Source organism: Microbulbifer weihaiensis (assembly GCF_048323715.1).
Classification (GTDB): domain Bacteria; phylum Pseudomonadota; class Gammaproteobacteria; order Pseudomonadales; family Cellvibrionaceae; genus Microbulbifer.
The window spans coordinates 76,663-99,637 of sequence record NZ_JBLWFL010000012.1; the positions used below are offsets into that span (position 1 = coordinate 76,663).

Genomic DNA, 22,975 nt, shown 5'->3' on the forward strand with positions numbered 1-22,975 from the left:
CCAAGACCTTCGATCAGGCGGGAGTCACTTTTTATGTGAACGGGCAAAAAGAGGACAAGGAGAGGCTGGTCTTAAAGTGTCCGCGCGATCTCTATTAATATCTTTTGACCGGAAATCAATTAGTTGCACACATTTAAGCTTCTATTCCCGGTTTTGAACCGGGGGGCATTAGGTATAATTCCTGCCCAAATATCGCGAGACTCAATATAAGGATTTGGTGACTTGGAAATGGGTGAGCCAGTGACCGGCAAAGCGGAATACGAAATCGGTTGCGTCCGGGTCAATCTGGAGGAGCAGAGTGTTTCCCACGGCGAGCAGCGCCTGGAGTTGTCGCAGAAGAAATATTTCGATGTGCTTCAGTGTCTGGTGGAGCAGTATCCGAATTGGGTGACTCGCGAGCAGCTGATTGACCTGGTATGGGCGGGAAACCACTTTGTCGGTGACAAGGCAATCAACAACGCCATCTGGCATATTCGCAAGGCGCTGGCTGAGGTGGATCCAGACGTGCAGTATGTGGTCACCAAGCGCGGTCACGGCTATCGACTGGCGGTTGAGCCGGTTTTGCGCGTGCCCGAAGTCTCTGACGCTAAGGGGGGCAACCAGCCGGCGAAATGGCGGTTGCGATTGGGCCTCGGCGCCGCAATGCTGATTCCGCTCGCGTGGTTCACTGTTCAGTCACTTTGGCTGGGTACAGCACCTGAGAAAAGAGTGTCCTCCATTGCGCGACTGACCAATTATCCCGGCAGCGAGTTTACCCCCGTGGTTGATCCCGAGCGCAATTGGGTGGCGTTCACCTGGGCGCGCCCGAACCAGAACCCCGACATTTACCTCCGCTCGCTGAAAACTGAGGCGGCGCCGAAACAGCTGACCTTTTCCGAACAGAGCGAGTACGGCCCGGTGTGGGCTGCCGACGGCAAGGGCCTGTATTACATTGAGCGTGACAAATCACTGCACGCCTGTGCGGTCAAGTATCTGGACCTTGCGACCCTGACGCGCACTGAGATCACCGACTGCTTCTACAACCTCAATACCCACCTTGCGATTCACCCATCGGGCTCCCCGCTCGCGGTGAATAAAATCGGGCCCGGTATTCAAAACAGCGGCGTGTATCTGGTGGATTTGCATGACAGCGATATCTCCCCGGCAGAAACGGGGATCCGCGGGGTGCGGGAAACGCGCCTGTCATGCGGGGATGAGTGCCGATACGAAGACCGGGATATGGCGTTCTCCAATGATGGCACCCGCATTGCACTGACCCGGCGCACCGACTTGCTGTCGGAGAACATTTATCTGCGCGATCTGGCCACCGGTGAAGAACAGCAGCTCACCAGCGGGGAAAGTGACATCAAGGGGCTGGCCTGGTCCCGGGGCGATGACCGGATTGTGTATGCCAGTGAAGTGGCGAGAAAGCGTGTCACACGTATGGTGAACCTGCAGACCGGTAACATCGAGCCGCTGGCATTGCCCGGCATCAGCAGCATCAACCCGGTGCCCGGCACCGATACCTTTGTGTTTGGTGCCGGCAATACCGACACCTTTATCAGCTACCTGGATCTGGGCGGCGATCTGAAAGCGGCCATTCCACTGTTGCAGGCAAACTTTGACCAGGGCAATGCCCACTACTCCCCTCGGCAGCGGAAGCTGGTGTATTGCTCTAATGAATCCGGGGCCATGGAACTTTGGGTCAGCGACCTGGATGGCAGCAAGCGGGAGCGGCTCACCAATTTCAAGAGCGAAGTGAAAATGCCGCGCTGGTCCAATAACGGCGACCGCATCGCATTTATCGCGGCGGATCCGGCGGCGGCCGGAAACCAGCTAATGGTGATTGATTTCGCCACCCGGGAAGTCCGCAAGGTGGAGCCGAAGCATCACGACTACCGGCGCCCAGTGTGGTCGGAAGACGACAGCTACTTGTACGCGGCGGTATCTGACGGGCATGGCTACCAGACCTATCAATTTAATCTGGGAGCGGGGGAAGGCTTGCCGGTTGCGGATATGCCGGTGCTTAAATTGCGGCATATCGGCAATGGCGAAGTACTGTTCAGCCGCGCGGCGGGCAGCGGCCTGTGGCGGGCAGCGCTGGATACGGGCGTTCCCGAGCTGAAAAACATTCGCCAGATTTTGCCCGAGGATCAATTTTCCCCGCTGTACAACTGGGACGCTTATAAAGACCAGGTGTACTTCCATGTGAACGCTGGAATACACAGCAAAGTGATGAAACTGGATCTGTCCTCCGGGGAGGTCTCCGGTGTGGCCCTGCTGCCGCGGGGGGCGCTGGATAAGTATGGCGAATTCAGTTACATCCCGGAAAAGGACTGGCTGCTGTTTACCCAGATGGAACCCTACCAGTCAGATATTTACCAGTTTCAGCTCAATGACTGAGCGAGGTCGAAAGGGAACCTACCGTGCGCCCGTATAACCCGCCAACGGATCCCCACCTGTCCGTCATTTACGTGGACGACGCCTTGCTGGTGCTGGACAAGCCGAGCGGGCTGCTCACGGTCCCGGGCCGTGATCCCGCGCACCGCGACAGCCTGGCCAGTCGCGCCCAGGGGGCGTATGCCGACGCCCTGATCGTGCACCGCCTGGATATGGACACCTCCGGGCTTGTGGTGATGGCGCGGGGCGCGGACATCCACCGCAAGCTCAGTGCACTGTTTCAGCAGCGTGCTGTGGATAAAACCTACCTGGCGCGGGTATGGGGCGAGCCGGCGCAGGACAGCGGCGAGGTGGATCTGCCGCTGATCTGCGACTGGCCGAACCGGCCCCGGCAGATGGTGGACTTCGAGGTCGGCAAACCCTCACTTACCCGCTGGCGGAAGTTATCCACAGACGGCAACACGACCCTGCTGGAGTTGACCCCGGTCACGGGTCGCTCACACCAGCTGCGGGTGCACATGCAGGCCATGGGGCACCCGATACTGGGCGACCCTTTCTATGCCCATGCCGAGGCGCTCGCAGCCGCGCCACGCCTGCTGTTGCACGCCCAGGAGCTGGGATTCGTACACCCGGTACTGGAAAGCCCGCTGCACTTTTTGTGCAACGCGGGGCCTGAGTTTCACCCTGGGAGTGGTGCGGGTTAGCAGCTGTTCAGGTCGCGCTGCCGGCCGGCGAATGGGGGGCGGGCAAAAAAAGGGCGGCCAGTGGCCGCCCTTTTGCGTTTGCGGGATTCCAGGCTTACTTCTTGCCCTTCATCGCCGCCGCCAGCAGGTCACCCATGCTGCCGCGGCCACCGCTACTGGCGCCTTGCTGCTGGCGGCTGCGGTTGTTGTGACGCTGCGCCTGGCGGCTCTCGCGGTGATCGCTTTTCTTGACGCCGCCGCTGCCCTGCTCACCGGGCTCGTCAGACATGCGCATGGACAGGCCGATACGCTTGCGCGCCACGTCCACTTCCATGACTTTCACTTTGACGATGTCGTTGGCCTTGACCACTTCATGCGGATCCTTCACGAATTTCTCGGAAAGTGCAGAAATGTGCACGAGGCCGTCCTGGTGTACGCCGATATCCACGAACGCACCGAAGTTGGTGACGTTGGTGACGGTGCCTTCGAGCACCATGCCCGGACGCAGGTCCTTGATCTCTTCCACGCCGTCTTCGAACTTCGCGGTGCGGAATTCCGGGCGCGGGTCGCGGCCGGGCTTTTCCAGTTCGGCGATGATGTCTTTCACGGTGGGCAGACCAAACTTGTCGTCGGTGTAATCCGCCGGGTTCAGCTTGCGCAGGAAGCCGGAGTCGCCGATCAGGCTGTTGATCTCGCGGCCGTTCTTCTCCGCGATACGCTTCACCACGATGTAGGATTCCGGGTGCACACCGGATTTATCCAGCGGGTTCTCACCGTTGTTGATGCGCAGGAAGCCGGCGGCCTGTTCAAACGCCTTGGGGCCGAGGCGCGGCACTTCCTTCAGCTGGTCACGGCTCTTGAATGCACCGTTCTGGTCGCGGTAGGTCACGATGTTGTTGGCGATGGACTGGCTGAGGCCGGATACCCGCGCCAGCAGCGGCGCCGAGGCGGAGTTCAGCTCGGCGCCAACGCCGTTCACACAGTCTTCCACCACCGCGTCGAGGGAGCGTGCCAGCTGGGTCTGGGATACGTCGTGCTGGTACTGGCCCACACCGATGGATTTGGGGTCGATCTTCACCAGCTCGGCGAGCGGGTCCTGCAGGCGGCGGGCGATGGAGATGGCGCCGCGGATGGTGACGTCCAGATCCGGGAACTCACGCGCGGCGAATTCGGAAGCGGAGTACACGGAAGCACCGGCCTCGTTCACCATCACTTTCTGTGCGGTGAGTTTGTACTGCTTGATGGTGTCACCGACAAACTTGTCGGTCTCGCGGCTGGCGGTACCGTTGCCGATGGCGATCAGGCCCACGTCGTATTTGTTGCAAAGGGCGGCGATGACCGCGGCAGACTCCTGGATACGGTTCTGCGGCGGGGTGGGGTAGATGGCGGTGTGGTCCAGTACCTTGCCGGTGGCGTCAACCACGGCCACTTTGACCCCGGTACGCAGGCCCGGGTCGAGGCCGATGGTGGCTTTCTGGCCAGCCGGTGCCGCCAGCAGCAGGTCTTTCAGGTTGCGGGAGAACACCTTGATGGCTTCCTCTTCCGCCATTTCGCGCAGCTGGCCCAGCAGGTCGGTTTCCAGGCTGGTCAGCAGCTTGATACGCCAGGTCCAGCGCACCACTTCTCCCAGCCACTTGTCTGCCGGGCGGCCCAGGTCTTCGATTTCCACATGGCGGGCAATCATGGACTCGCAGGGGTGGCCCTGGGTTGGGGTGCGCTCTTCATCACCTTCCAGGCCCAGGTTGATCGCCAGGATACCCTCGTTGCGGCCACGGAAAATGGCCAGCGCGCGGTGGCTTGGCACCTTGGAGAAGGGCTCGGAGTACTCGAAGTAGTCGCGGAACTTGGCGCCTTCCTCTTCCTTGCCATCCAGCAGCTTGGATTTGACCAGGCCGTCACGCTGCAGGAAGTCGCGCAGCTTGCCCAGCAGCTCGGCGTCCTCGGCAAAGCGCTCCATCAGGATGAACTTGGCGCCGTCGAGGGCCGCTTTGATGTCTTTTACGTGCAGGGCCGCATCTTCGTTGTCGCTGTTGAGGTACTTCTGCGCTTCCTCTTCCGGGTTCAGGGAGGGGTTGGCGTAGAGTGCATCGGCGAGGGGTTCGAGGCCGGCTTCAATGGCGATCTGGCCTTTGGTGCGGCGCTTGGGCTTGTAGGGGAGGTAGAGGTCTTCGAGGCGGTTCTTGGTATCGGCAGCATTGATCTGTTCGGCCAGTTCCGGCGTAAGCTTACCCTGCTCATCAATGCTTTTGAGGATTGCGGCGCGGCGATCTTCCATCTCGCGCAGGTAGCGCAGGCGCTCCTCGAGGGTACGCAGCTGGGTGTCGTCCAGCTCGCCGGTCACTTCCTTACGGTAGCGGGAAATGAACGGCACGGTGGCGCCTTCGTCCAGCAATCCCACGGCGGCGGCCACCTGCTGGGGGCGCACATTGAGTTCTTCGGCGATACGGGCGTTGATATCCAACATCTTGTTATTTACATCCTCGGTAAATCTCTGGCCGCGAGCTACACGAACAATGGCGTGTTTCTCAAAGGCTGCGGCGATCGGGTTCGAGCAAAAATTGTCCAACAACAGGTGCTGGGCGGTGTAAAAGTGGCGGCCATTATGGGCCATGCGGGCGCGGTCACCAACATTGACAGCCGGTCGTGGAACTGGCTCACAGCTGCGGTTTGCGGTCAAGCGCATTTGGTTGCGACAGCCTGCACCTGGGGACAGTTCAATTGGCGCCGAACTTCAGTAGAATGCTCGGCTAGTTAAATTTTGATCAATGGGCGTATCTGTGAAACCAACAACAACGAGTAAAAGCAAAAACGCAATTTTATTGATTGTAATTGCGGTCGGCGTCGCCGTAATCGCTGCGCTCATCCTCATGCGGCCGAAGCCGCAGGAAAAAGTTGCGGAAACCGTGATGCCACCGGTTGCGGATGTACTGTACGCGGAACCCGGGCGCCACACGATGCTGGTGCCGAGCCAGGGCTCGGTGCATGCGCGCCACGAGATTGAAGTGGTGGCCCGCGTGGGTGGCGTGATCGAAGGCGTCAGTGATGCCTTTGTTCCCGGTGGTTTCTTCGAACAGGGCGACTCTCTGGTCCAGATTGAGTCCGCGGACTACCGCCATGCCCTGACCCGAACGGAATCCCAGGTCGCGACTGCCGCCGCCGCCCTCGCCCAGGAAGAGGGTGTGGCGAAACAGGCCAAGCGCGAGTGGCGCGATCTGGGCACGGAAAAAGCCAATGCCCTGTTTCTGCGCAAGCCCCAGTTGGCCGCGGCCCGCGCAGCACTCGAGGCGGCCAAGGCAGACCGCGATCAGGCCCGCCTGGATCTGGAACGCACCCGCGTGAAGACACCCTTTGCGGGCCGTGTGGTGGAAACCCTGGTGGATATCGGCCAGTACGTAACGCCGGGCACCAAGCTGGCACGTATCCACAGTGTCGGCGAGGCCGAGGTGCGGTTGCCGCTGACGGATCACCAGCTGTCACTGCTGGAGCTGCCTCTCGGTCGCGCCATCGAGAACGGCCCAGCGGTGCGCCTCACCGCCAACCTGGCCGGTCAGCAGCGTGAGTGGCGCGGGCAGATCGTGCGCACTGAGGCGGCCATCGACCCCAACAGCCGCTTTGTCTACGCCGTAGCGCAGGTCCCGAATCCCTATCAGGGCGAGGCCCCGCTGATCAACGGACTGTTTGTGGAGGCGCAGATTGCCGGGCGCACCTTTGACGATATTACCCTCCTGCCACGCCAGGCGCTGCACGAAGGCCGCCACATTCTGGTGCTGAATGAAGAAAACCAGCTGGGTTTCCGCGATGTGGAGCTGTTGCAGACCGTGGGTGATCAGGTCTGGCTGCGCGGTGATATCGCCACCGGTGAGATGGTGGTGGTTTCGAGCCTCGGCTATTCCCGCGAGGGGATGGTGTTGAAGCCTCACCCGCTGAATGAAAAACCCCTGGGGGTGATCATTGGCGATAAAGCCGGTGTCGGTGCCGGGGATACGGCAAAGTCGCCCAGTGATGCATCTGTCTCTGCGCAGGGAGCCTTCTGAGTATGAACGGAATTGTTGGATGGTTCGTACGTAACAGCAAGGCTGCCAACCTGCTGATGATCATGATCATCATCGGCGGCCTCTTCGGCATCGGTAGCATCGGGCGGCAGGTGTTCCCGTCCGTGGACTCGGATACCGTCGCGGTGGAAATCTCCTACCCGGGTGCGGGCCCCGCTGAAGTGGAGCAGCAGGTCACAGTGCGCGTGGAGCAGGCGATCGCCGAGGTCAAGGGCATCAAGGAGATCAACTCCTACTCCCGCCGCAGTCATTCTTCGGTACAGGTTCAGGCCGTGCAGGGCTACGACCAGCTGCGCCTGCTCAATGACATCAAGGTCAAGGTCGACAGCATCAATACCTTCCCCTCCGGTATCGAGCGCCCGGTGGTTCAGGTGCATGAGTGGGAACAGCAGATGATGCATATCGCGCTCGGCGGCGATGTGTCCGAAGGCCAGTTGAAAAAGACCGCGATCGGTTTGCGCGACGGCCTGCTGCTGCTGAAAGGTGTGCGCCGGGTTGATATCTGGGGTGAGCGCGCGGATGAAATGTCGATCGAAGTGTCGGAAATCAACCTGCGCCGCTACAACCTGACGTTTGAGGATGTGGCCAATGCCGTGAGCCGCTCCTCCCTGGATCTGCCCGCGGGCATGATCCGTTCGGATCGCGGCGATATCCAGGTGCAGACCCGTGGACAGGCCTATACCGCGGAGGATTTTGCCCAGATTCCGGTGCGCAGTCGCGCCGACGGCACCATGCTGCTGCTGCGCGATGTGGCCACCATCAGCGACGGCTTTGAGGAAGAGGGCTCTGTAATCCGCTTCAACGGCAAGCCGGCGATGAACCTGCGGGTGTTGCAGGGCGAGCCGCTGGACGTTGTTGCCACCGCCGAGCGCGTGCGCAACTTTGTGGAAGAGGCGCGCGAGACGCTTCCCCCGGGTATGCAGCTGGAAATCTGGTCCGATCTGTCCGACCTGTATGCGGATCGCATGAGCCTGCTGCTGTCCAATGCGATTGGCGGGCTGGTTCTGGTATTTGTGCTGCTGATGCTGTTCCTGCGTCCTGCGCTGGCCATATGGGTGACTGCCGGTATCGCCACCGCGTTTATGGGGGCGTTCTGGTTGCTCCCGGCCACCGGCGTGACCCTGAACATGCTGTCGCTGTTCGCCTTCCTGCTGATCCTCGGCATTATCGTCGACGATGCGATCATCGTCGGTGAGTCCGTGCACGCCGCCCACGACCGCGGCCTCACCGGCCTGCAGGCGGCGGATGAAGGCGTGCGGCAGGTGTCCAAGCCGGTGATCTTCGCGGTGGTCTCCACCATGGTGTTCTTCGTGCCGTTCCTGCTGCTGCCCGGTGCTACCGCACAAATGGCGCTGTCACTGGCTGCGGTGGTGCTGCTGTGCCTGTTTTTCTCGCTGGTGGAGTCCCTGCTGATTCTGCCGGCCCACCTGGTGGGCATGAAACCAGAGCAGCCGGCGCGCTCAGGCCTCGGGCGGAAATTGCAGGTTCTGCGCGGGCACTTTGCCGGGGGCCTTAAAACCCTCAATGAGCGTTACTACATGCCATTGCTGGAAAAGTCCCTGGGCAGCAGCCGGGTCACAGTGATGGTGTTTTTCTTTGCCCTCGCGACCTCGCTGGCGATCTACGCCGGTGGCTACCTGAAAACCAGCTTTATGCCGGATGTGGCCTCGGACATGTTGCGACTGAACACCACCATGGCCGCGGGCGAACCCTTCGAGGAAGCCGAGCGCGTGATGGAACAGTTCGTCGAAGCCGCGGATAAAATGGCGGCGGACGAAGAGATGCTGGCCAAGAACAACGGCAAGCCATTCCTGAAGAGCAGCGTGGTGTTCCTGTGGCGCGGCAATATTTTTGTATTGCTGCAGCTGGAGCCGGGCGAAGACCGCGATGTCTCGCCGGAGGAGCTGTCGCAGCGCTGGCGCGAGTACATCGGCGAAGTGCCGGCGAGCGTCGAGGACATGAGTATTGCCCACAGCATCAATGACTCCGGCCCGAGCATGTCGCTGCACCTGAGCACGAGCTCAGGGGATATGGCTGAGTTGCGCCGCGCCGCAGACGAAGTGAAGCAGAAGCTCGCCAGCTACCAGGGGCTGTACGACGTACGCGACAACCTGAGCAGCGCGCGCCGGGATATTGAGATTCAGCTCAAGCCCCATGCGAGCAATATGGGCGTCGACCTGAGCGGTGTTGCGCGGCAGGTGCGCCAGGGCTTCTACGGGGTGGAAGTACAGCGTATTCCCCGGGGCAGTGAGGATGTGCGGGTGATGGTGCGCTACCCACAGGATGAGCGTGCCAGTGAGGACCAGATCGACCGCGTGCGGATTCGCACCAATGAGGGCGAAGTACCGTTCAGCGCTGTGGCCGACGCCGTCTATGTTCCCGGTTTCACCACCATCCGTCGCAATGACCGCGAGCGCGCGGTGAGCATTACCGCGGAAATCCTGCCGGGGACTACCGAATCCTTCAAGGTTCTGGAAGACCTGCGTGCGAACGCGTTTCCCGACTGGGAGCGCCGCTACCCGGGCTTCAGCCTGAAGACTTCCGGCCAGATGCAGGAGGAGAAAGAGTTCAACGGTGCCATGGTGGCGTACTTTGTGCTGGCACTCTTTACCATCTACGCGCTGCTGGCCATTGCGTTCCGCTCCTACTCGCAGCCGCTGTTGATCCTGACGGCGGTACCGTTTGGCTTCTTCGGTGCCATCGTTGGCCACCTGATTACCGGGCACAACGTGAGCCTGATGTCGATGCTCGGCTTCCTGGCCGCGGCGGGCGTTGTGGTTAACGATAACCTGGTATTGATGGATCGCATCAATCAGCTGCGCGCCCAGGGCATGGCGGTGATGGATGCGGTGGTGCAGGCCGGGCGCGACCGTTTCCGCCCGATTATCCTGACCTCCATTACCACGTTTGTGGGACTGGTACCGATTATGTTCGAGCGCTCTATCCAAGCCCAGTTCCTGATCCCGATGGTGGTGAGCCTGGCGTTCGGGGTGATGTTTGCGACGTTTGTGACCCTGATCCTGGTACCGAACCTGTACAAGGTGATCGAGACTCTGCGTATCAAGGTGAAAGGCGACAAGATCCACGACGAGCTGCCGGTCAGCTTCGAGAAGGTCTGATTGTTACCGCCACCGGGTATTCGTAGCCCGGTGGCGGCCCCTCACCGGAACGGGGTAATCCTCTGCTTAACAACCTCGCCGGTGCTGCACCGCCACCGGCCCCCTGAACAGAGCACCTCCGACCTACAACTTCTTCCCCGCCTGTATTACCCTTCACGCAATCTTGTTTCGCATCCAGGATCCTGCATTGCGTATTCCCCGTATCTTTTCCGCCGAATCACTGGCGGGTAAATCCGAAGTCCAGCTGGATGAAGCTGCTTCCCGTCATCTGGTCAAAGTCCTGCGCCTGGGGCCGGGGCGCCCGCTGATCCTGTTTGATGGGGAGGGCGGTGAGTATTCCGCGGAGTTGCTGGAAGCGGGCAAGAAAGCGCGCGTGAGTATCGGTGACTTTTCGGCGGATGATCGCCAGTCGCCACTGGCGATTACCCTGGCCATTGGCGTTTCCCGTGGGGACCGTTTCGACTGGGTGATCCAGAAAGCGACCGAACTGGGGGTGCAGGATATCCAGCCGCTGTTTACCGAGCGTTGTGAGGTTAAGTTGTCCGGTGAGCGTTTGCAGAAAAAGCTCGGGCAGTGGCAGCAGATCGCCATCAGTGCCTGTGAGCAAAGTGCCCGCAACCGGGTGCCCCAGATTCTCGAGCCGCTGAAACTGCCACAGTTTCTCGACAGTGCCGGCCGCGACAGCATGAACCTGGTACTGCATCATCGCACCGAGGTGACACTGCAGCAGCTTGAGGATCGGTGCGGGCGCCCGCAGGCGGCCCTGTTGCTGGTGGGGCCGGAAGGCGGGCTGTCGGCCGAGGAAATCGAACTTGCCCTGAGCTGCGGCTTCCACCCGTTGCGTCTTGGCCCCAGGGTATTGCGCACCGAGACGGCACCGGTGGCGGCACTTTCCGTATTGCAGTTTCAGTGGGGCGATTTCTGACCCCGGCATTTTTTCATACAAAGGGATTTCATCATGGTTAAGACCATTATCTGGTTGTTGGGCGTCGCGATTACCGCGATGTCGATTATTGTGATTCTGAAACCGCAGGTAGCGCGGGATTTGTCGGAGCGCATGAGCCCGCAGATGTATTACTTTGGCGCCTGGGCGCGGGTGGTCATCGGTATCGTTTTCCTGCTGGTATCGGATACCCGCAGCTGGTCGACCCTGTTCAATGTCCTGGGTATTTTCCTGGTGGTGGTGGGCGCTTATGCGCTGCAGATCGGTTACGAACGCTCGCGGGCACTGGTGCTGAAAATCGTGCACGGGGATGAAAACCTGCTGCGGGTTGCCGGCGGCGCTGGGGTTTTGGTCGGTATATTGCTGATTTCTGCCAGCTGAAGCATTTGCCAGGGAAACATTCGGATTGGGACGTTTGGGTGCAAGGTAAGATGGTAAAACTCAATGGAGCTACCCGGCTGGTCATCTTCGACTGCGACGGGGTATTGGTGGACAGTGAAACCATTGTCTGCCGGGTGATTGCAGAAGAGATGACCAAGCTGGGGATGCCGGCGACGCTGGACGAACTGGATGAGCAATTCAGTGGCCGCCCCTCCCAGGACTGCATTATGGATATTGAGGCGCGCTACGGTGGACCGCTGCCCGAGTCCTACTTCCACAACACCGAGCGCCGGATCCGTGAGGCTTTTCACAGCGAGCTGGAGCCGGTGACCGGAATCTGCGAAGTACTGGAAAAGCTCCAGAACACCAGCCTTCAGACCTGCGTTGCCTCGTCGGGGCCGCACGCGAAAATGCAGATCACCTTGAACAAAACCGGCCTGTGGGATTATTTCGACGGGCGCATTTTCAGCGCCGAGGATGTAGGGCGCGGGAAGCCGTGGCCCGATCTGTTCCTGCACAGCGCGCGCCATTTTGACGTGGCGCCGGAGCACTGCCTGGTGGTGGAGGATTCCATTGCCGGAGTAAAAGCGGCAGTGGCCGCCGGCATGCCGGTGATCGGCTACAGCCACAATTACAATCGCGCGCGACAGCTGGAAGCAGAAGGGGCACACGTTATCAATGATATGCAGCTGCTGGTGGATTACTTTTAATCCCCGGCAATGAGTGAGAGGGATCTTTGCATGCAAACATTCAAACGGCTTTTGGTGGCATTTGCCTGCCTGTTTGCCGCCATCGCCTGTTATGTATTCGGCATTCCCGCCGGCGGCGCAGTCTTCCTGGTGTTGGGGCTATTGCTGGAGGGGATGTTCTGGTTCCAGCTGACCCGGCGGCGCGAGCGCAACAACTGATCGCGCCACACGCCCATTCGCTTATTCCGTCAGGTTGAGCTCTACTGACGCGCTGCGGCGGGTATCTTTATCATCCACAAACGTCCGGGTATAGCGCACCTGATAGATGCCGTTGGCGACCAGTTCGTTGACCAGCCCCGCGGGCAGCTTTACCGTTTCCCGCATGGGTTGCCCGGCCCTGGCCGTAATTGGTTCCAACACTTCGTAAACTACCCGATCGCCAACCAGAAACTGTCCACTGACCGAGTGGGCACTGATACTGCCCAGGTCACCGTCGAGATTCCACGACATCATCATCTGGCGGGACTTTCCGGTGAGGGTCTGCTGCGGAGGCGTGGCTTGCACCTGGGCGAGGCGACCGCTGGCGTCCAGATCAAACAGCACGTGGTTGGAAATGCTGCCCGCAGCACCGGCAAATATCCGCCGGTAACCCACGCGGCGCACACCCTGGCGATGCCATTGTCGCACCTGCTCGGGGGAAATCCGCAGCACCTCGGTGACCTCCCCGCGGTCGCCGCTGAACTCGAGGATCTTGTCCACCGCCGCCAGTTCCCTGTTGTTGTCCAGGTTCACGAATACGCCCCGCGGTGAGGCTGCACCGCCCCGGCTGGCCACCCGCCAGGTGACCTGTTCGCGGTAGCCGTCACTGGCGTTGAGCCAGGCATCGCCGGGGTCGACGGTGACAATCTGCTGCGCAGTAGCGGAACCGGCGGTCACCATTAGTGCAAGGCCCAGCGTTATTAAGCGTTTTCCGGCCACAGTGTTCTCCAGTTAATCGGGTATCGTTCTGGCCCAATGCTAGCGTGATACGGCATGGGAGAAAAACCTGAGCGGGCTTGCAGTCTGCAGAACTGGTCTACAATGAGTTTAACGCCATTCCGACGACTGCTCTGACGGAGGCAATTCCTTACATGTCTACCGCTTGGCGAAAGCCTGCCCTGGTTCGTGCACTGCTGCCCATTACTGCACTGTTACTTGCCGGCTGCCCGGATCCGATGAAGAAATACACCCTGGATCCGCGCGCCCTGGTGGCCAATGGCCTCGACGAACAGTCTGCGCGCGCTGCAGCGCCGTTTGGCGATGAACTGGTGCGCTACCTTCTGGGAAAACCCCGCAGTGAAGGCGATGAATTCATCCTGCGGGTGGATTTTGAGCCCGGCGGCTTTGCGCCGATTATGGACACTATTGGTGACGTTGAGGCCCTGTTGGTGGTCATGCGCGATTTTCCGTCGCTGGAAATCGCCATCGAGGGACACACGGACAATGCGGGGGATGCACAGAAAAACCAGAAACTTTCGCAGTGGCGGGCGAACTGGGTAAAGCAGTTTTTACTCGAGCGCGGTATCAGCGCCGAAAGAGTCGACGCGAAAGGCATGGGGGATAGTGAGCCAATAGTCGGAAATGATACGGAAGAAGAGCGGAAAAAAAATCGCAGGTTGGTAGTACGAGTAAAGAATTACAACGGCAAACCTATGCCCGTGCGAGAAAGTCGAATAAAAGGTTGGTGATTTTAATTAGTAAATACTCACCCACATATTTTTTAATAAGTTCGCGTGTACGGGATGGCTAATTCTAGATTTCCGTCAAAGCGGTATAGATATTGGCTTACGCGTCATGAATTGTCATGTTTTTACGCATAGTCCTATTTTCCTAGTATGGTCTTTTTTTTGCAATTATTTTTCCATTTCCTCTTGAGGGGTAGGTTGGTTCGTACGTCTCACTTACGTACGGCAGTCATTTCCGATAGATAAGACAGATTAAGGCTCGGATGCCTGCATAAAAAAATTTAATGAAGAGGGGGGCAAATTTTGCCAAGCTTCAATAAGACTCTGCTGAGCCTCGCGATTGCTGGCTCGTTTACTGTTGGCTTCGTGCCAGCGTTTGCACAAGAGAAATCACCTGCGGATACTTTGCAAACTGAATCAGTCGCTCCTGAATCTGACTCAGGTGAGCTGAAAGCCAAAGAAACAGAAGTTGAGCATGTGACGGTTACCGGTTCTCGTATTCAGCGAGATAATTTTAATACCACCGCACCGATACAAGTTATTACTTCCGACAAATCTGCACTTGCTGGTCTGATTTCAGCCTCTGATATTTTGCAGAATTCTTCTGTTGCTTCCGGTCAGCAAATTGATGATTCATTTTCCGGATACGTGACTGACGGTGGTCCGGGAGCTCATCAAATTTCTCTGCGAGGCCTGGGTGGTCAGCGTTCGTTGGTGCTTGTCAATGGCAAGCGCTGGGCTCCATCCGGTGTGCGCGGCGCGACAAACTCCGTGGACCTGACTGCGTTGCCGGCAGGGATGCTCAACCGTTATGAGATTCTGAAAGACGGTGCTTCCTCTATTTATGGGGCGGATGCAATTGCCGGGGTTGTGAATGCAATTACCCGCACTTCCATCGATGGTGGATCAGTGGATTTCACTTACCGCATGCCTGAAATTGGTGACGGAGAGGACTACTCTCTGGACGCGGTATGGGGCACTACCGGTGATAACTGGAGTATCAGTGTTGGAACGTCAGTTTCTCATCAGGCAGAAATCGTACGTAACGATCTTGACTATGCGAAGTGCTCAACGCGTCCGCGTCTAACTGACAGTGATGGCGACGGCAATATAGATAACCGTAACCCTGAGACCGGTGAAGAACTATGTTTCGGCATGATCTACGGTCTCACCGTATCTCCCTTTGGTTACGTGCGCTTCGATCCGAGCCTGGGGCCGGACGCCGACCCGAGTAACCCTAACTTCGACCCAACAATTAACGGAACCTTTGGGATTCCCTATTTCACCGGCGTCCCGGCAACGGATCTGGACAATGCCGGCGGTTTCTATCGCGATACCCGCGATGGCGCGGTGGCACAAGTCCAGACAGAGATGGACCTGATCTCCTTGTCATCCCTTGGCAGTTATGACTTTTCCATCAATGACTTGAGTGCGACGGCCTACTACGAGTTTTACTACAACCGTCGTTCCACAGATTCCAACGGCGGCTATCGCCAGTTCTTCCCGGTAGTCCCTGCGGATAACCCGACGAACCCGTTTGGTGAAAACAGTGGTCTTCTTGGTGATATTTATGGTGGATTTGCGGTACAGCCGGTACTGCCCAGTTATGAGCTGACCGATGGCTCTACCAAGGTTGAACTTGATCGCTACAACTTCTTCACCGGCCTGAGAGGCGACCTGTCCGCAACCTGGACTTACGACGCCTATATGGGCTATGGCTACTCGAAGGGCACCTACCGCAATCACATGTTCCTGGATGACCGGGTTACCGCTTCTCTGAACGCGGAGCTGGATGCTGATGGTAACCTCGTTTGTAAGGACCTCGCTAACAACCCGGGCTGTATCGCCGCAGACCTGTTCACCGAAGATGCACTGCTTAACGGTCGACTGGATCCAGCCCTGCTGGATTACATCACCGCCTGGACAGAAGGCTCCACCACTTATGACAGTGTCCAATTGGCCGGCCATGCGACGGGTGAGCTGTTCGACATGCCCGCTGGCGCGGTAATGGGCGTAATTGGTGCCGAATACCGTCGTGAGTCCATTGATGATGTGCCCGATGAAGAGTCTCAGAACGACAACCTGTGGGGTTATACCGCGGCCGGTCGTACCAAGGGTGACGATAACGTCAAAGAGATTTACGGTGAGCTTGAAGTTCCACTGCTGGCGAATGTCATGGCCGTGGAAGAGTTGAGCCTGAACCTTTCTTCTCGTTGGACCGATTATGCATCTTATGGCGATGACACTACCTATCGTGCGGCATTGAACTGGCAGGTGGTTCCATCTTTCCGCCTGCGCGCGACGAAAGGAACTTCCTTCCGTGCACCGGATCTGTACGAAATGTCTCTGGGTGACCAGTCAAGCTTCTCCGCTGCATTGTCAGACCCGTGTATCAACTATGCGTCCAACTACGACCCAGAGGACATTGTTTACCAGAACTGTGCTGCTGTGGTTGCAGAGGACTACGGCCAGAACGGAACTAGAAGCATCTATACCATTACCGGTGGTGCCGACGACCTGAAGGCTGAAACTTCAGATTCCTACACCTATGGATTTGTTTGGCAGCCAGAAGACATTGGTCTCTCTCTGGCGGTAAGCTGGTTCGATATCCAACTCGAAAACACGGTTCAGAGCTTGTCTGCGTCCGCCCTGCTGGCCAACTGCTATGCCTCTGAAGGGTTCTCCAGTGTATTCTGTTCCCGCATTGGCGAGCGTGATGATGCTGGTTTCATTACCTCCATTGATGCTTCGTTTATCAACGTTGGTAAGTACAACTCCTCTGGCTACGACGTCGATGTTGTTTATGAGCACTCCTTCAATAGTTTTGATCTGACGGTAGACACTTCTGTGACCTACACCGATGAAGCAAACTCCGAAATGCTTGGAGAGGTTGAAAACTACGAAGGTGCATTCTCTTTCCCGCACTGGCGTGGAGATATGGATGTTGCAGTCGACTACAAAGACTGGACCTTTAACTGGCGTATCGACTACATCGGTTCAACTGCCGAAGAGCCGAATGAGCGTCTGATCACTAGCACAGACAACGAATTGTTCCACACGCTGTCGGCGCGATACCGTCAGGGTGACTGGAACATGACCGCAACTGTCCGCAATGTGCTGGACGATCAGCCGCCGATCGTTTCCGACGGTACCGGCTCTGTATCTGGTGGTCGCGTGTTTAACACACTGCCAGGTTCGGGTTATCCGTTGATTGGTCGTACCTTCATGCTGCGCATGGGTTACGATTTTTAATTAGCAGGTTAACTTGATTGATATTGCACCAGTCAGATACATTCTGGCTGGTGCATTTTTTTGTCCGAACAAAAAAATCCTGTTTAAATGGAATTACCGAATAAAAACGATGTAAGCCTATGAAACTCTTTTTTCAGAAAGTAGCCATTGGTGTCTTTGTCGCACTGAGCGCTACAGTCCCAGTTGTAGCGAATGAAATTCCGATTGAGGCCTGGATACATGATCCGTTGATTGATGCGGTAAATGTAAACCCTCAGGGAAGCAGGTTGGCAGCGCTGACCTTGGATGATGTCAATGAAGCGCCATTCGCAACAATATGGGATACCGGAAATTTTGCCCAGAAACCGAAAAAGTTTCGCCCAAAGTCCAGTAAGTTAATAGCACTTCAGTGGTTGAATGATGAAAAGCTGTTTGCGGTTGGCCGGCAAAAATTTGACTATCGTTTTGGCGGAACCTTTACCAAGTGGTTCAGGAATATCCCTTATGTACTGGACGCTAAAACCGGTAAGTTTCGCGAGCTGATGGGACACAGAAGCGACATTCAGTCCGCATCTGTCGTTAATTTGTTGTCAGGTGACCCAAATAAAGTTCTGATTAGTATTACAACGAGTCAGAGAAATGAAGAATTTCTTGAGTTGGACTTGGATCGCCTGACGACCAAGCGAGTGTTCCGAGGTGATGATAGAAGTAGCTTCGGAACCGATACTCTGGGGAATGTGAAGGTTCGGCAGCAGGTCTCAGGTGCCGGTGATGATATCCATATGGATACATACCTGAAAGATGATGCAACCGGCGAGTGGGTTAAGCATTTCACTTTTTACGCGGCCAAACGTGAAGGTGTCGGCCTGGATGGCTTGACTATCACGGCAAATAACGAAATTTATGTTTCGGATAACACGGGCAGAGACAAGGCTGTCATTCGTAAGTATGACCCGAAAGCAAAGAAATTGAGTGAACCTGTATTCGTCGGAGAAGATTATGAAATTACCGGGATCGCCACGAAACCGTACAAGGTTGAAGGGGAGTCAGATCTCGTCGGTTATTATGTTTCTGGTCCCGGTATAGAACTTGTATACACCGATCCAAAGTTCGCCCAACTGCAGGAAAATATTGACGCTGCTTTACCGAAGGGGCAGGTGCATAGAATGACTTCCATGTCTAAAGACATGAAGCTGATCGTTGTGCAATCTAGCGGTCCCAAAGAGCCCGGCGCATACAGTTTGCTGATCAATGGTCAGCAGCTAGTGTCACTGGGACGTCGTTACCCGAACTTGAAACCGGAAGAACTGGCCGAGATGAAGTTCGTTACGTATAGAGCCCGCGATGGCCTGGAAATTCCCGCATTTCTCACCGTACCTAATCAAGGCAAGGCGCCTTTCCCGACAGTGATTATGCCCCACGGCGGACCTTGGGCTCGTGATTATTTAGGGTGGGACCTCTGGGCGCAGTATCTGGCCAATCGCGGCTATGCGGTATTGCAGCCCCAGTACCGCGGCTCTGAAGGTTGGGGGCAGGAGCTTTGGCGTGCCGGTGATCGTGAGTGGGGTAAAAAAATGCAGGACGACAAGGATGATGGTGCAGCATGGCTGGTGGAGCAAGGCATCGCTGACAAGGATCGTATCGCGCTTTATGGTTACTCTTACGGAGGCTATGCGGCGATGGCGGCAACTGTTCGTCCCAATAGTCCTTATCAATGTGCTATAGCTGGTGCGGGCCTGTCCGAGCTGGACACTTTCGATAAGATCACTTTCGAGAACCCGTTCAACCGCGCCTTCCAGAATCCGACGATTGCAGGATTATCGCCTCAGTATGTGGCGGAGGAGGCCAATATTCCGCTATTTATTTTCCACGGTGACCGTGACCAGCGTGTACCAATAGATCAGTCTCGCAAATTTTACGAGCGTTTAGAGAAACTGGGCAAACCTGTGGAGTATCTGGAAATTCCGGATTTATGGCATAGTATGCCGTGGTTTCCGCAGCACCACCTCGCGGTTCTAACCAGTGTCGAGGACTATCTCGGTAAAAGATGCGGCCCTGGCGGCCTATGAGGCAAATAAAAAATCCCGGCTTTAAGCCGGGATTTTTACGTCAAGCTAAAATGTCCAGGGAGTTAAGAATGCTCGCCGTGGGCTCCACCTGGTTCATGGTGTAGAAGTGCAGACCCGGTGCACCGCCGTCCAGCAGGGTTTCACACAGGTCGGTAACAACTTCAAGCCCCAGCTTTTTCACATCTTCCGGGGAGCGGTAGCTTTCCATGCGGTATTTCAGCCAGCGCGGAATTTCCGCCCCGCAGTTGCGGGAGAAGCGTGCCAGATTGGTGAAATTGGTGATTGGCATGATGCCCGGATAAATGGGCTTGTCGATGCCGGCCTTTTCACACTGGTCCAGGAAATAGAAATACGCATCCGGATTGAAGAAGTACTGGGTCAGTGCACTGTTGGCACCCGCTTCGAACTTGCCTTTCAGGAAGCGAATATCGTCGTCGTAGCTTTCGGCTTCCGGGTGGATTTCCGGATAGGCAGCGACTTCCAGGTGGAAGTGATCACCGGTATGACGACGAATGAATGCAACCAGCTCGTTGGCGTAAACCAATTGCGCCACTGAACCCATTCCGGAAGGCATGTCGCCACGCAGTGCAACAATCCGGTCTACCCCGGCTTCTTTGTAGCGCTCCAGTAGCCCAAGTACGGCTTCCTCGTTGTCACCGCCAAACGACAGGTGCGGTGCAATGGAAATGCCGTCCCTGCGCAGGCCGGTCACGATATTCGCGGTAGTGTCCCGGGTGGTACCGCCAGCGCCATAGGTGACGGAGAAAAACGCCGGGTTGAATGCCTGCAGTTCTTCGCGGGTCTTGTACAGCTTTTCCCGGCCCTCTTCGGTTTTCGGCGGGAAAAACTCAAAACTGATACGTAAATCACTCATTGCTCTGTTCCATTCCCTCGGGCTGGATTGCGGCGCGCGCCGCAACGACAAATTTGGTCGTCCCGGGCCTGGCCCGGGATCCAGCTTCTCGGAGGTAAATTAATACTTGTAACTTTCCGGCTTGTAAGGCCCATCGACGGAAACGCCGATGTACTTGGCCTGGTCTTCGGTCATGCGGGTGATCACACCGCCGAAACCTTCCACCATGTATTTGGCCACTTCCTCGTCCAGGTGCTTCGGCAATACCTTCACGTACAGCGCGGATACTTTCTGGTCCGCCGGCAGGTCGGCAAACTTTTCCTGGTACAGGTGGATCTGGGCCAGCACCTGGTTGGCGAAGGAGCCGTCCATGATGCGGCTGGGGTGGCCGGTGGCGTTACCCAGGTTTACCAGGCGGCCTTCGGAGAGCAGCAGCAGGTGATCGTTGGTTTCCGCATTGCGCACAATCTTGTGCACCTGCGGCTTCACTTCCTGCCATTCCCAGTTCTTGCGCATGAATGCGGTATCGATTTCATTGTCGAAGTGGCCGATGTTGCACACCACGGCGCCGCTCTTCAGCGCTTGCAGCATGTTGGCATCGCACACATTGACGTTGCCGGTGGTGGTTACCAGCAGGTCGGTGTTGGCCAGCAGATCCTTGTTGATGCAGGAGGCTTCGCCGGTGTTGACGCCATTGATGTACGGGGATACCAGTTCGTAGCCATCCATGCATGCCTGCATCGCACAGATGGGATCGATCTCGGTGACCTTAACGATCATTCCCTCTTGACGCAGGGATGCCGCGGAGCCCTTGCCCACGTCACCGTAACCGATCACCAGCGCTTTCTTGCCGGACAGCAGGTGGTCGGTGCCGCGCTTGATGGCGTCGTTCAGGCTGTGGCGACAGCCGTACTTGTTGTCGTTCTTGCTCTTGGTCACAGCGTCGTTGACGTTGATCGCCGGAACTTTCAGGGTGCCGGCTTTCAGCATGTCCTGCAGGCGGTGAACGCCGGTGGTGGTCTCTTCGGAAATACCGTGGACCTTGTCCAGCAGCTCCGGGTATTTGCGGTGCAGCAGTTCGGTGAGGTCACCGCCGTCGTCGAGAATCATGTTCGGCTGCCAGCCGGCCACGTCGGCACCGATAGTGCGCTCCAGGCACCACTCGTACTCTTCCTCGGTTTCGCCTTTCCAGGCAAACACCGGGATACCACTGGCGGCGATGGCGGCGGCGGCGTGGTCCTGGGTGGAGAAAATGTTGCACGAAGACCAGCGCACTTCGGCGCCCAGGGCTACCAGGGTCTCGATCAGAACCGCAGTCTGGATGGTCATGTGGATGCAGCCCATGATGCGGGCGCCGGCCAGCGGCTGCTCTGCGCGGTACTTTTCACGCAGGGTGATCAGTGCCGGCATTTCGCCTTCGGCGATTTCAATTTCCTTGCGGCCCCAATTGGCGAGGCTGATATCGGCTACTTTGAAGTCTTTAAATTCGGTGCTCATCTGGTTCATTACCTAATTCTCTGAGTGGTCGCTTTGGTTGTGCCAAGCGCTTCGGGCGGGCTCGTGGCCCGCCTGTTCAAATCAAATGCCTGCCTGTGCGCGCAGGGTTTCCGCCTTGTCGGTTTTTTCCCACGGGAAGGCGGTAAAGGTTTCGGTCTGCTCGTGGCCGTTGCTGTCGACCCACTTGTAAGTGTGCTCGAACGGCTCGCGGCCGAAGTGGCCGTAGGCAGCGGTCAGCTGGTACATGGGGTGCAGCAGATCCAGTGTCTTGGAAATGGCATAGGGGCGCAGGTCGAAGTTTTCGCGGATCAGTTCAATCAGTTTTTCGTCGCTGACCTTGCCGGTGCCGAAGGTGTTGATGGACACGGAAGTCGGCTCGGCCACACCGATGGCGTAGGACACCTGGATTTCACAGCGCTTGGCGAGACCGGCGGCGACAATATTTTTCGCCACGTAACGGCCGGCGTAGGCCGCAGAGCGATCCACCTTGGACGGATCCTTGCCGGAGAAAGCGCCGCCGCCGTGACGCGCAGAGCCGCCGTAGGTGTCGACGATGATCTTGCGGCCGGTGAGGCCACAGTCGCCCACGGGGCCGCCGATTACAAACTTGCCGGTGGGATTGATGTGGAACTTGGTGTTCTCATGCAGCAATTCGGCGGGCAGCACGTGGTGCACGATCAGTTCCATTACCGCTTCGCGCAGGTCTTCCTGGCTGACTTCCGGGTTGTGCTGGGTGGACAGGACCACGGCGTCGATCGCGCAGGGCTTGCCGTTCTCGTCATAGCGGAAGGTGACCTGGCTTTTGGCATCCGGACGCAACCACGGCAGCAGGCCGGATTTGCGCGCTTCCGCCTGGCGCTCTACCAGGCGGTGGGCGTAGTAAATCGGGGAGGGCATGAAGGTCGGGGTTTCGTCCGTGGCGTAACCGAACATCAGCCCCTGGTCGCCGGCACCCTGGTCTTCCGGTTTTACGCGGTCTACGCCCTGGGCAATGTCTACGGACTGCTTGCCGATCACGTTCAGTACGCCGCAGGTCTCGCCGTCGTAGCCAACGTCGGAGGAGGTGTAACCGATATCGGTGATCACCTTGCGCACCAGGTCTTCGAGGTCGACCCAGGCGGAGGTGGAAATTTCACCGGCGATGATGGCGATACCGGTTTTCACCAGGGTTTCGCACGCAACGCGGGCGTTCTTGTCGCGCGCCAGCAGTGCGTCCAGTACTGCATCGGAAATCTGGTCGGCGATTTTGTCCGGATGGCCTTCGGATACAGATTCCGAGGTAAAGATGCTGTATTCACTCATTGTGAGTTTCTCCTTTGCGCTCTCGGCGCTCCATTTATTCCGCTGCTGGCGGG

The 22,975-nt window shown here is 57.7% G+C and carries 16 protein-coding genes; 11 read left to right on the forward strand and 5 right to left on the reverse strand.

What is annotated here, in order from left to right; translation table 11 throughout:
• The first annotated feature begins 228 nt into the window (after window positions 1–228).
• Together ACNKU7_RS13475 and ACNKU7_RS13480 are read left to right on the forward strand one after the other, a co-directional pair.
• On the forward strand, window positions 229–2,382 hold the full coding sequence (locus ACNKU7_RS13475; RefSeq protein ID WP_418297509.1) for a winged helix-turn-helix domain-containing protein: 2,154 nt from the start codon (window positions 229–231) through the stop codon (window positions 2,380–2,382).
• 23 nt (window positions 2,383–2,405) lie between these two features.
• Complete coding sequence (locus ACNKU7_RS13480) at window positions 2,406–3,083, forward strand: pseudouridine synthase (protein WP_418297510.1); 678 nt, start codon at window positions 2,406–2,408, stop codon at window positions 3,081–3,083.
• A gap of 94 nt (window positions 3,084–3,177) precedes the next feature.
• Here ACNKU7_RS13480 and ACNKU7_RS13485 read toward each other — a convergent pair whose 3' ends face one another.
• Window positions 3,178–5,526, reverse strand: a complete 2,349-nt coding sequence (locus ACNKU7_RS13485; RefSeq protein WP_418297583.1) for a Tex family protein — start codon at window positions 5,524–5,526, stop codon at window positions 3,178–3,180.
• A 355-nt stretch (window positions 5,527–5,881) separates the two neighbouring features.
• Here ACNKU7_RS13485 and ACNKU7_RS13490 point away from each other — a divergent pair, with 355 nt between their 5' ends.
• The 6 genes from ACNKU7_RS13490 to ACNKU7_RS13515 all read left to right on the forward strand — a co-directional run bounded on the left by ACNKU7_RS13490 (window position 5,882) and on the right by ACNKU7_RS13515 (window position 12,465).
• Complete coding sequence (locus ACNKU7_RS13490; RefSeq protein WP_418297511.1) at window positions 5,882–7,096, forward strand: efflux RND transporter periplasmic adaptor subunit; 1,215 nt, start codon at window positions 5,882–5,884, stop codon at window positions 7,094–7,096.
• A 2-nt stretch (window positions 7,097–7,098) separates the two neighbouring features.
• Window positions 7,099–10,233 (forward strand): efflux RND transporter permease subunit, encoded by a 3,135-nt coding sequence (locus tag ACNKU7_RS13495; protein ID WP_418297512.1) that lies wholly within the window; start codon window positions 7,099–7,101, stop codon window positions 10,231–10,233.
• 187 nt (window positions 10,234–10,420) lie between these two features.
• Window positions 10,421–11,158 carry a 16S rRNA (uracil(1498)-N(3))-methyltransferase gene (locus tag ACNKU7_RS13500; RefSeq protein ID WP_418297513.1) on the forward strand — a complete coding sequence of 246 codons (738 nt, stop codon included), beginning with the start codon at window positions 10,421–10,423 and terminating at the stop codon, window positions 11,156–11,158.
• Window positions 11,159–11,191: 33 nt separating this feature from the next.
• Window positions 11,192–11,557, forward strand: a complete 366-nt coding sequence (locus ACNKU7_RS13505; RefSeq protein WP_418297514.1) for a hypothetical protein — start codon at window positions 11,192–11,194, stop codon at window positions 11,555–11,557.
• A gap of 50 nt (window positions 11,558–11,607) precedes the next feature.
• Window positions 11,608–12,267: an HAD family hydrolase gene (locus ACNKU7_RS13510; protein ID WP_418297515.1), complete on the forward strand. Its 660-nt coding sequence runs from the start codon at window positions 11,608–11,610 to the stop codon at window positions 12,265–12,267.
• 30 nt (window positions 12,268–12,297) lie between these two features.
• On the forward strand, window positions 12,298–12,465 hold the full coding sequence (locus ACNKU7_RS13515; RefSeq protein ID WP_418297516.1) for a hypothetical protein: 168 nt from the start codon (window positions 12,298–12,300) through the stop codon (window positions 12,463–12,465).
• Between the two features lie 21 nt (window positions 12,466–12,486).
• Here the strand turns inward: ACNKU7_RS13515 and ACNKU7_RS13520 are convergent, their stop codons facing one another.
• Window positions 12,487–13,224: a hypothetical protein gene (locus tag ACNKU7_RS13520; protein ID WP_418297517.1), complete on the reverse strand. Its 738-nt coding sequence runs from the start codon at window positions 13,222–13,224 to the stop codon at window positions 12,487–12,489.
• A gap of 152 nt (window positions 13,225–13,376) precedes the next feature.
• Between ACNKU7_RS13520 and ACNKU7_RS13525 the strand changes: the two genes are divergently transcribed.
• The 3 genes from ACNKU7_RS13525 (at window position 13,377) to ACNKU7_RS13535 (ending at window position 19,270) form a co-directional block, all read left to right on the forward strand.
• The gene (locus ACNKU7_RS13525) at window positions 13,377–13,973 is read left to right on the forward strand and encodes an OmpA family protein (RefSeq protein ID WP_418297518.1); all 597 of its coding nucleotides are present in this window, start codon (window positions 13,377–13,379) and stop codon (window positions 13,971–13,973) included.
• Window positions 13,974–14,447: 474 nt separating this feature from the next.
• Entirely contained in the window at window positions 14,448–17,222 is a 2,775-nt protein-coding gene (locus ACNKU7_RS13530) for a TonB-dependent receptor plug domain-containing protein (protein WP_418297584.1), read from the forward strand.
• Between the two features lie 119 nt (window positions 17,223–17,341).
• A complete protein-coding gene (locus tag ACNKU7_RS13535) occupies window positions 17,342–19,270 on the forward strand; it encodes an alpha/beta hydrolase family protein (protein WP_418297519.1) in 1,929 nt (642 codons plus the stop codon).
• A gap of 40 nt (window positions 19,271–19,310) precedes the next feature.
• Here ACNKU7_RS13535 and metF read toward each other — a convergent pair whose 3' ends face one another.
• The 3 genes from metF to metK form a co-directional block, all read right to left on the reverse strand.
• Window positions 19,311–20,144, reverse strand: coding sequence for a methylenetetrahydrofolate reductase [NAD(P)H] (gene metF / locus ACNKU7_RS13540; RefSeq protein ID WP_418297520.1), 834 nt, complete (start codon window positions 20,142–20,144; stop codon window positions 19,311–19,313).
• A gap of 99 nt (window positions 20,145–20,243) precedes the next feature.
• Window positions 20,244–21,629, reverse strand: a complete 1,386-nt coding sequence (ahcY, locus tag ACNKU7_RS13545) for an adenosylhomocysteinase (RefSeq protein ID WP_418297521.1) — start codon at window positions 21,627–21,629, stop codon at window positions 20,244–20,246.
• Window positions 21,630–21,701: 72 nt separating this feature from the next.
• A complete protein-coding gene (metK, locus tag ACNKU7_RS13550) occupies window positions 21,702–22,922 on the reverse strand; it encodes a methionine adenosyltransferase (RefSeq protein WP_418297522.1) in 1,221 nt (406 codons plus the stop codon).
• Window positions 22,923–22,975: the final 53 nt, after the last annotated feature.

What these genes read in the sequence shown, in the direction of transcription:
- ACNKU7_RS13475 (WP_418297509.1), top strand. Translation starts at nt 229, where the DNA reads ATGGGTGAGCCAGTGACCGGCAAAGCGGAATACGAAATCGGTTGCGTC.
- ACNKU7_RS13485 (WP_418297583.1), bottom strand. Translation starts at nt 5,526, where the DNA reads ATGTTGGATATCAACGCCCGTATCGCCGAAGAACTCAATGTGCGCCCC.
- ACNKU7_RS13495 (WP_418297512.1), top strand. Translation starts at nt 7,099, where the DNA reads ATGAACGGAATTGTTGGATGGTTCGTACGTAACAGCAAGGCTGCCAAC.
- ACNKU7_RS13505 (WP_418297514.1), top strand. Translation starts at nt 11,192, where the DNA reads ATGGTTAAGACCATTATCTGGTTGTTGGGCGTCGCGATTACCGCGATG.
- ACNKU7_RS13510 (WP_418297515.1), top strand. Translation starts at nt 11,608, where the DNA reads ATGGTAAAACTCAATGGAGCTACCCGGCTGGTCATCTTCGACTGCGAC.
- ACNKU7_RS13515 (WP_418297516.1), top strand. Translation starts at nt 12,298, where the DNA reads ATGCAAACATTCAAACGGCTTTTGGTGGCATTTGCCTGCCTGTTTGCC.
- ACNKU7_RS13525 (WP_418297518.1), top strand. Translation starts at nt 13,377, where the DNA reads ATGTCTACCGCTTGGCGAAAGCCTGCCCTGGTTCGTGCACTGCTGCCC.
- ACNKU7_RS13535 (WP_418297519.1), top strand. Translation starts at nt 17,342, where the DNA reads ATGAAACTCTTTTTTCAGAAAGTAGCCATTGGTGTCTTTGTCGCACTG.
- metF (WP_418297520.1), bottom strand. Translation starts at nt 20,144, where the DNA reads ATGAGTGATTTACGTATCAGTTTTGAGTTTTTCCCGCCGAAAACCGAA.
- ahcY (WP_418297521.1), bottom strand. Translation starts at nt 21,629, where the DNA reads ATGAACCAGATGAGCACCGAATTTAAAGACTTCAAAGTAGCCGATATC.
- metK (WP_418297522.1), bottom strand. Translation starts at nt 22,922, where the DNA reads ATGAGTGAATACAGCATCTTTACCTCGGAATCTGTATCCGAAGGCCAT.